Genomic DNA, 363 nt, shown 5'->3' with positions numbered 1-363 from the left:
GCGTAGTCGACGGGGATCGTGCGGGCACGGATGTCCTGCGCGACGCACTGGGCAACCAGCGCTTCCAGGGCCTCGGGCTCGCCCGAAACCACCACCTGGGCAGGCCCGTTGACCGCCGCGAGCTCGATCCGGCCGTCCCAGCCGGAGATCAGCTCCCGCACCTCGGCCTCGGGCAGCGGCACGGAGACCATGCCGCCCTTGCCGGACAGCTCCCGGATGGCCAGGCTCCGCAGCGCCACGACACGGGCCGCGTCCTCCAGCGACAGCACACCCGCGACGCACGCGGCGGCGATCTCGCCCTGGCTGTGCCCGACCACGGCTGCGGGCTTCACGCCCGCCGCCTGCCAGACGGCGGCCAGCGAC

General features: G+C 74.7%; 1 protein-coding gene. It reads right to left on the bottom strand.

Features of this window, described 5'->3' with window-relative positions; translation table 11 throughout:
* The coding region (locus STRAU_RS31085) for an acyltransferase domain-containing protein (protein ID WP_037663079.1) at window positions 1-363 on the bottom strand (363 nt) is incomplete at both ends.

It is taken from the genome of Streptomyces aurantiacus JA 4570 (assembly GCF_000414115.1).
Classification (GTDB): domain Bacteria; phylum Actinomycetota; class Actinomycetes; order Streptomycetales; family Streptomycetaceae; genus Streptomyces; species Streptomyces aurantiacus_A.
Note: the sequence above shows the minus strand (reverse complement) of the source record. Positions and strands in the feature narration are given on the sequence as shown.